Origin of the sequence: Glutamicibacter sp. BW80 (assembly GCF_002332385.1) — a bacterium.
GTDB lineage: Bacteria > Actinomycetota > Actinomycetes > Actinomycetales > Micrococcaceae > Glutamicibacter.
The window spans coordinates 282210-289552 of sequence record NZ_NRGV01000001.1 but is presented as its reverse complement, the minus strand read 5'-3'; the positions used below and the strand labels follow the sequence as shown (position 1 = coordinate 289552).

The following is a 7343-nucleotide window of genomic DNA, read 5'->3' as shown; positions in this document are numbered from 1 at the left end:
GCAACAGAGAAAAACTATACAGAGACTTCGGTTAACTTACAAATCGACGGAGGGGGTTCTGCGTCACATTCAATTTGGTGTCCTAGTCTGGCGTTATGAGCGACCTTCAGACACTCCTTGGATACCGTGAGCCAATCTTTAACGCTTCGATGGCAGGAGCCGCCGGAGGCAAGCTCGCTGCCGCCGTCAGCGCCGCCGGCGGCGTAGGGATGATTGGCTGCCCGGCCAGCCCCACCGGCGAATGGATCTCGGAGCAGGCAGCCCATATGGGCTCAACAGATTCCCCGTGGGGTGTTGGTTTCATGGCGTGGTCTTTGGAAAATGACTTGAGCGCCCTGGAAAGCTTCCTCGACTACGAGCCGTCATTGGTTGTTTTGAGTTTCGGCGACCCCACCAGGAGTGCGGCCCTGGCCCACGAAGCGGGAGTGCTCACGGCCATGCAGGTGGGAAACGCCGAAGACCTCGCCCGGGCCATGCAAGATGATATCGATGTAGTCATTGCCCGGGGCGGGGAAGGTGGCGGACATGGCCGCAATGAAGCGGGAACGCTACCGCTGGTGCAGCTGGCGACGATGCAGAACGTGAAACCGGTGATCGCCGCCGGCGGCATCGGAACCGCTCGGGCTGTCGCTGCGGTGTTAAGCGCCGGCGCAGATGCGGCTTGGGTAGGGACGCGTTTCCTTGCTAGTGCCGAAGCCAGCGGACACGAGAACGTAAAGGTCGCGGTCTTGGCCGCCGGACTAGACGACACCGTATACACCCGCGCATTTGATATCGCTCAACAGCTCCCCTGGGCGGAAGAGTTTGGCGGACGGGCACTGAGAAACGAATTCAGCCAGCGCTGGGCCGGAGACATTCCCGGGCTGCAGGCCGCTGCCACGGAACAGCTGCTTGAACAGATGCGCAATGCCCGCGCGCAAGCCCTGGTCTCGATGGCCCCGGTTTATGCGGGTGAAGCGGTCCAATTCGTTCAAGCGGAGGAGAGCACCGCGCAGATCATGGCCGAGCTGGGACAATTCCGCGAAATTCTCGAGCAGACCGCACGACGCTTCGGCTGACTCAAATAGGCTGGTTATCGATCAAGCGCACATTACCGACCTTCGCCGCCACCAGCACGAGGCCCTGCCCGGTAAAGGGAGTGTCCTGGCAATTGAAGGCGAGCTCCTGGAGCGTATTGGGGTCAACCACCACGAAATAGTCGAGCTCGACTAGTGGTTCCATTTGGAACAGGCCCAGCGCGTCGTCAATATTCAGCGGTTCATGACGGGCAGCACGCCCGGAAATCAGTTCGATCGCACGGTGCAGCACCAACGCGGCCCGCAATTCTTCGGAGTTGAGCAACGCATTGCGGCTGGACAGCGCCAGTCCTTCGGGGCTTCTGACGATCGGCACCGAGCGCAACTGAACCGGGTAGTCCAAATCTGCGACCATCCGCCGAATGAGCGCCAACTGCTGTGCATCCTTCTGCCCGAAATAGGCACGGTATTCGCCTTGCCGCGGATCTGCCAGGTGAAGCAGCTTAGCCACCACTGCCAGCATCCCGTCGAAATGCCCCGGGCGGGAGGCCCCCTCGTACATTTCGCCCAGCACCCCGCTGTTCAGCCGAATCAACGGCATCCCCGCGTGGTAGATTTCCTCCGCGCGCGGCGCGAAGACGATATCAACCCCGGCCTGCGCGGCTAACTGCACATCGGCATCGAGGTCACGCGGATAATTGGCATAGTCCTGCGCGTCATTGAATTGCAGCTCATTGACGAAGACCGAACTGACCACCAGCTCGTTTTCGCTACGCGCCTTGGCAAAAAGTCGCGCGTGCCCCTGGTGCAATGCCCCCATGGTGGGGACAAAGCCCAGAGTTTGCGGGTTGGCCTGAGCGATCGCTGTCTTCAGCTCATCGCGGGTTTGAACAATCATCGGGGTCTTCACGCCCTCTATTCTAGAACCTGCAGCAGTTCTTGAAGTGTCCCCGGTGAGATCCGCCCGAGTGCCGCCGCGCGTTGCGCGGTAGCCCGTGACAGGCTGCGGTAGCTGTCCACGGTCTCGGTTTGGTCCTTGGCCATCGCGGCCAGATGCGCTCTGACGGTTCCCACATCTCCCCGGGCTACCGGACCGGTCAAGGCTCCGGCTCCCGAACGCAAGGCGTTATCCAGGCTTGCGCCCATCAACCCACGCAGGATGGCCGCCGGGTCTTGCACCCCGATCCGGCGCAGCATATCGGCCGATTGCGCGGTAATTGTATTCAGATGGTTTGCCGCATGGGCCAGCGCCGCGTGATAGCTCACGCGGTCCTCCTCGGCGATCACCACCGGCTCTCCGCGCATCTCCACCACTAGTGCCTGAGCCACGGGGAGCATGATTTCATCCGCGGTGACGGCGAAGACGCAGTCGGTAAGGCGTTGCAGATCCAAGCTCATCCCGGTAAAGGTCATCGCCGGGTGGATGGCCAGCGGGAAGGCTCCGGCAGCTCGCGCGGGCTCCAGGATCCCGGTGCCGTAACGTCCGGCGGTGTGGGCAACCAGCTGACCGGTCACAAAGTGTCCAGCGGCGGCCAGGCCCTGAACCAGTTCGCCGAGCACATCATCGGGAACCGCGAAGAGCACCAGCTCGCTGCGCCGCAGGATTTCGGCCGGATCCAGAATTTCCACGCCGGGCAGCAACACCTCGGCACGGTCCCGCGACGCTTCGGAGACCGCATGCACGCCGGTGATCCGGTGTCCGGCGGCCGCCAACGCGGCCCCGAGGATCGCTCCGACCTTGCCGGCGGAGATGATTCCAATTCCTAAGCGGGGTGCCTCCATGGATCTACCTCTCAACCTGTCGCCGCGCTTGCGCCGCAAAAAATTCTGTCGCTACCTGCTCATCGAGCTGATGCATGTAGCCCATGATCGAGCCGCCGGCGCTGTACAGGCGGATCCCCGCCAACTCCCGGCGACGCTCCCAGGGGCCCTGCTGCAGCACCATCCCCTGGATCCGCCGATGCGGCACAAAAGCTGCGCTGCGCGAGAGCCAGCCGAAGCGGGTGATCACGCAACTGCTGGTGCTCAAAAACGCCTGATGCTTCCAGGCACCCGGGGACAAGGCCTTGGCACGAGCCGGTGAGCTGGTGAAACCGTGGTCGGTTCCGCTGGTGATGGCGGTATGCAGCACCGCGCGCTGGTTCTCGACCCCCAACTCGGGCAGCAAGATCCCCATCACCTGGGTGACCGCTTCGAAGTCCCCGACGGGCAGCACCAGCAGATTCGACATTTCTTCTTCACCGACACCGAGCGCGTTGACCTCCACCCGGTACCAGCCGAGCAGCCGCCAAAAGGCCGGCGAACTGATCTGGATCGACTGCACCCGGCCGGCCGGCAACGACTGCTGCTTGGTATCGGCCAGCCCGTGGCTGATCCGCAGGCCGGTATCCGTGGCGCTCGCACTGAAGTTCCATGAGTTGTTCAGTTCCTTGTAGAACCAGCCGCCGAAGCCGAGCAGCATCGGCACCAGGCCGGCAACCAGCACGCCAACCCCCGAGAGGCTCAGGATGCCCAGAACCAACGCCAAGAGCACGCCAACCACCGTGGGAAGCCGCAGGAACAGCGAGGCGAGCAGGCGTCCGGCTGGCACCTTGGCCATCAGCGGAACCGGCTGCGCGGCTTCTTCGGCCTCGGGGATCTCGCCCTGGGCCAGCGCCAGGATCTCGGCACGCAGCTGGTGGGCGTGCGCCTTGCGCAGGAAGGACAGGCGCATGACCGAGGCCGAACCGTCGGCCACATCGAAGCGCAGTTCGGCCAAGCCGAGCAGCCGGGCCACCAAGGGCTGGGCGATGTCGATGCCCTGCACCCGGTCGATGCGCGCCTGCTTTTGGCTGCGGAATACCATTCCGGAATTTACATAAACGTGGGTTTCGCTGATCCGGTAGCGGGTGAAATACCAGGACAGCGCGTAGAAGATGAGCACCAGCACCAGCGCCGCCGAGCCGAGGCCCACCGTCCAGGTCAGCCGGCTGCCGGTGAACCGCTCTTCCCAGGAAATGTCATCGGTGTTCTGCCAGTACACCCAGGCCAAACCCACGATGGCCAGCCAGCCGTGCACAAAGGGGCTGGCCGGGTGGACCCGCTGCCATTCGTTCACAGCAGGTTCGCCTCGCCGGCCGCGACCAAGCGTTCGCGCAACGCCTGCCCGGTGTCCTCACGAAGCCCGGGAATGACCGCGGTGGCAGACCCGGCGGCGGTGTTCAGCGTCAGCTTGCACAATCCATAGCGGCGTTCCAGCGGCCCGCTGGTGACCTCGACGTATTGCATGCGCCCGTAGGGGATGACAAGTTGTTTGCGCCAGAGCACCCCGGAACGCACCAGCAGATCTTCGTCGCGTTCCCGGTAGCCCAGCGCCTGCACCTGGCGGCGCAGCATGCGCAGGATCGGCAAGGCCAGGCCAAGCACAACCAGCGGCGGCGCGATGAGAAGCCACCAGGGCACGGGGATGCCGAACAGGCGCAGGATCAGCGGCAGCAGCGCCACCAGCAGGTAGCTGCCGGTCTGGATCAGCCAGGTGACCAGCTTGACCCTGAAATAGTCGGGGTCCACCGCGGTGAAGTTATTCGGTGACGATTCCATCGGTGTTTTCATCGGTGTCCTCGGGCGGTAGTTTGCAAAGGTGCTGAACAAGGTAGCCGATGATCACCATCAGGATCCCGGCGCCGGTGAGGACCATCGCGCGGGTGAGCGTGGGGCTCGAGCCGGAGGCGAACAGCAAGGTCAGCAGCGGGGCCAGATGCCAGCCGGTAATCAGTGCGCCGGCGTAGGCGGCCGCCTGCGCGAGCACCAGCGTGCGCGCGGCGGCGATCGGGTCGATATGGCCGCGGCCCAGGGTCGAACGCTTGACCCGGATGCCGAGGAAGAGGACCACCGCGCACACCGCGCCCAAGGAGAACAACGCGGCGTAGTCGAGCACCGGGGAGAACCTGCCGGTGGCCGTGAGCAGGCGCAGCGCAACCCAACCGGTCACGCCGCCGAGCAGCGTGCACCAGATGAGCGTGCGCAGCTTGAGCCGGTTCATAGCCTGATGATGTCCGCGGTGTCCGCCGCTTCGGCCGCCAGCCGGGATACCAGCTGGCCATTCAATACCGCGTCGGCGTCCATCCAGCTCCACGGGGCGAGCACGAACCCGCGGGTGTGGGCGCGCGGATGCGGCAGGGTCAGCGATTCCCCGTCCAGGCGCAGCTGGTCGAAGGTGATCAGATCCAGGTCCAGCGTGCGCGCCTCCCAGCGCACCTCGCGGGTGCGCTCGTGGTTGGCCTCGATGCTTTGGCACAGCTCAAGCAGCTCGTGCGGGCCCAGGGTGGTGCGCACCTCGATGACCTGGTTGGTGTAGTCCGGCTGTTCGGGCGGGCCGCCCACCGGCTTGGTAATCGCTACCGGGGAGGTCCGCAGCACCTCGAGGTGCTCGCGCAGTTCCGCGATCGCCGAGCGCAGCGTCGCGGCGCTGTCCCCGAGGTTGGCGCCCAGCGCGATAATCGCGGTATGCACGCTCTGCTGCCGGGTCAGCGAGATGCTCACATCGGAAAAAGGCACCGGAATCGGAGCCTGCGGCTTGTGCACCACCACCTCCACGGTGGCCACCGAGCGCCAGGCGGCGAGGATCGCCTCGGCGATCTGCGCTCCGAGCTTTTCGATCAGGTCCCAGGGGCCGGCCTGGATCTGATCGACCACCAGCTGGCTGACGGCCCCGTAGTCCACGGTGTCCGCCACGTCATCGCTCAGTGCGGCCCGGGTGATGTCCACGTGCAGCACCACGTCGATGCGGAATTCCTGGCCCTCGCGCTTCTCGTGGTCGAAGACCCCGTGATAGCCGGTGGCGGAAATCCCCTGAATGCTAATGCGATCCATAGGCCTGCACGACTTCCAACGCGTCGCGGCTGGCCGCCACATCGTGCACGCGTACCGCCCAGGCGTTGTCCCGGGCGGCGAGCACGGTGGTCGCGGCGGTCGCTACGTCGCGGCCCAGCGGTTCACGCGGGGTCTTGCCGTCGGCGAGCAGTTCGCCGAGGAAACGCTTGCGGCTGGTGCCGACCAGCACCGGGTGGCCCAGCGACTCGAAGGCCGCCAGGTTGGCCAGCAGCGCCCAGTTGTGCTCGGCGTCCTTGGCGAAGCCCAGGCCCGGGTCGAGGATCAGCTGTTCGGGCTTCACGCCCTTGGCCAGGAATTCGTCGCGCAGGGTGCGCAGCTCGGCGAGCACCTCGGCCACCGGGTCCCCGTAGTTTGCCTCGTGCACCATATTCGCGGCGGTGCCGCGGCGGTGCATCAGCACGTAGGGGACCCCGGTTTCGGCGATCAGTTCCGCCATGCCCTGCTCATAGGTCAGCCCGGAGACGTCGTTGATCAGGTGCGCCCCGGCGGCGATGGCCGCGCGGGCGGTGGACACGTGCATGGTGTCCACGGAGATCACCGCGCCGGCCTTGGCCAGCGCCTCGATCACCGGGATGATGCGCGCCTGCTCCAGGGCGGGATCCACGGCCTTGGCTCCCGGACGGGTGGATTCCCCGCCCACGTCGATGATGTCGGCTCCGGCGTAGAGCAGCTTCAGCCCGTGGTCCAGCGCCTTGTCGGTGCCCAGGAACTCGCCGCCGTCGGAGAAGGAATCCTCGGTGACGTTCAGGATCCCCATCACCAGGGTGCGCCCGGTGGGAAGGTCCGCGAAGGTCTTCCGCTTCGACTTGCGGATCACGGTCAGCGGGCTGGTGGCCGGGCCGGTGCCCGGGATGGCTCCAAGTGACATAGTTGCTACCTTCCGAGGATCAGGCTCATGGCTTCGGCACGGGTTGCGGTCTCCCGCAGCTGTCCGCGCACCGCACTGGTGACGGTCTTTGCGCCGGGTTTGCGCACCCCGCGCATCGACATGCACATGTGCTCGCATTCGATCACGACGATCGCGCCGGTGGGTTCGAGGTGTTCAACGAGCGCATCGACGATCTGGGTGGTCAAGCGCTCTTGCACCTGCGGGCGGCGGGCGAAGACCTCGACCAGGCGCGCCAGCTTGCTCAGCCCGGTGACTTTGCCGCCGCGGCCCGGAATGTAGCCGATATGCGCGGTGCCGTAGAACGGGACCAGATGGTGTTCGCAGGTGGAATAGAACGGGATGTCCTTGACCAGCACCAGTTCGTCATGTTCGATGTCGAAAGTGGTGGACAGGTGTTCGGCGGCATCCTGATGCAAACCGGCGAAGAATTCGGCGTAGGCCTTGGCTACCCGCTTCGGGGTGTCCAGCAGGCCATCGCGGTCCGGATCTTCGCCGATCGCTTCGAGGATTTCGCGGACCGCCGCGGCAATGCGCGGCTGGTCGATCTCATTGACTTCAATCACGAC

General features: G+C 65.0%; 9 protein-coding genes. 1 reads left to right on the top strand and 8 read right to left on the bottom strand.

Annotated features, from left to right (window positions below; translation table 11 throughout):
• Window positions 1–95: 95 nt before the first annotated feature.
• Window positions 96–1058, top strand: coding sequence for a nitronate monooxygenase (locus CIK76_RS01335; RefSeq protein ID WP_096282991.1), 963 nt, complete (start codon window positions 96–98; stop codon window positions 1056–1058).
• A 1-nt stretch (window position 1059) separates the two neighbouring features.
• On the opposite strand, the gene panC is transcribed toward CIK76_RS01335, so the two are convergent.
• Genes panC through folE form a run of 8 tightly spaced genes read right to left on the bottom strand, consistent with a single transcriptional unit; the run spans window position 1060 to window position 7340 of the window.
• Complete coding sequence (panC, locus tag CIK76_RS01330) at window positions 1060–1914, bottom strand: pantoate--beta-alanine ligase (protein WP_096283010.1); 855 nt, start codon at window positions 1912–1914, stop codon at window positions 1060–1062.
• 17 nt (window positions 1915–1931) lie between these two features.
• Entirely contained in the window at window positions 1932–2798 is an 867-nt protein-coding gene (locus tag CIK76_RS01325; protein ID WP_096282990.1) for a DUF2520 domain-containing protein, read from the bottom strand.
• Between the two features lie 4 nt (window positions 2799–2802).
• Window positions 2803–4113 carry a PH domain-containing protein gene (locus CIK76_RS01320; protein ID WP_096282989.1) on the bottom strand — a complete coding sequence of 437 codons (1311 nt, stop codon included), beginning with the start codon at window positions 4111–4113 and terminating at the stop codon, window positions 2803–2805.
• Window positions 4110–4607, bottom strand: coding sequence for a PH domain-containing protein (locus CIK76_RS01315; protein WP_255248301.1), 498 nt, complete (start codon window positions 4605–4607; stop codon window positions 4110–4112). Before CIK76_RS01315 ends, CIK76_RS01320 begins: the two co-directional genes overlap by 4 nt.
• Window positions 4576–5037, bottom strand: a complete 462-nt coding sequence (locus tag CIK76_RS01310) for a DUF3180 domain-containing protein (RefSeq protein WP_096282987.1) — start codon at window positions 5035–5037, stop codon at window positions 4576–4578. The genes CIK76_RS01315 and CIK76_RS01310 overlap by 32 nt, the downstream gene beginning before the upstream one ends.
• Window positions 5034–5867 carry a 2-amino-4-hydroxy-6-hydroxymethyldihydropteridine diphosphokinase gene (folK, locus tag CIK76_RS19740; protein ID WP_176484045.1) on the bottom strand — a complete coding sequence of 278 codons (834 nt, stop codon included), beginning with the start codon at window positions 5865–5867 and terminating at the stop codon, window positions 5034–5036. Before folK ends, CIK76_RS01310 begins: the two co-directional genes overlap by 4 nt.
• Window positions 5854–6756, bottom strand: a complete 903-nt coding sequence (gene folP / locus CIK76_RS01300; RefSeq protein WP_096282985.1) for a dihydropteroate synthase — start codon at window positions 6754–6756, stop codon at window positions 5854–5856. The genes folK and folP overlap by 14 nt, the downstream gene beginning before the upstream one ends.
• Window positions 6757–6761: 5 nt before the next feature.
• Window positions 6762–7340, bottom strand: coding sequence for a GTP cyclohydrolase I FolE (gene folE, locus CIK76_RS01295; protein WP_255248300.1), 579 nt, complete (start codon window positions 7338–7340; stop codon window positions 6762–6764).
• Window positions 7341–7343: the final 3 nt, after the last annotated feature.

Excerpts from the sequence above, each read along its gene's own strand:
- CIK76_RS01315 (WP_255248301.1), bottom strand. The coding sequence starts at position 4,607 with ATGAAAACACCGATGGAATCGTCACCGAATAACTTCACCGCGGTGGAC.
- folP (WP_096282985.1), bottom strand. The coding sequence starts at position 6,756 with ATGTCACTTGGAGCCATCCCGGGCACCGGCCCGGCCACCAGCCCGCTG.
- CIK76_RS01310 (WP_096282987.1), bottom strand. The coding sequence starts at position 5,037 with ATGAACCGGCTCAAGCTGCGCACGCTCATCTGGTGCACGCTGCTCGGC.
- folK (WP_176484045.1), bottom strand. The coding sequence starts at position 5,867 with ATGGATCGCATTAGCATTCAGGGGATTTCCGCCACCGGCTATCACGGG.
- CIK76_RS01335 (WP_096282991.1), top strand. The coding sequence starts at position 96 with ATGAGCGACCTTCAGACACTCCTTGGATACCGTGAGCCAATCTTTAAC.
- CIK76_RS01325 (WP_096282990.1), bottom strand. The coding sequence starts at position 2,798 with ATGGAGGCACCCCGCTTAGGAATTGGAATCATCTCCGCCGGCAAGGTC.
- panC (WP_096283010.1), bottom strand. The coding sequence starts at position 1,914 with ATGATTGTTCAAACCCGCGATGAGCTGAAGACAGCGATCGCTCAGGCC.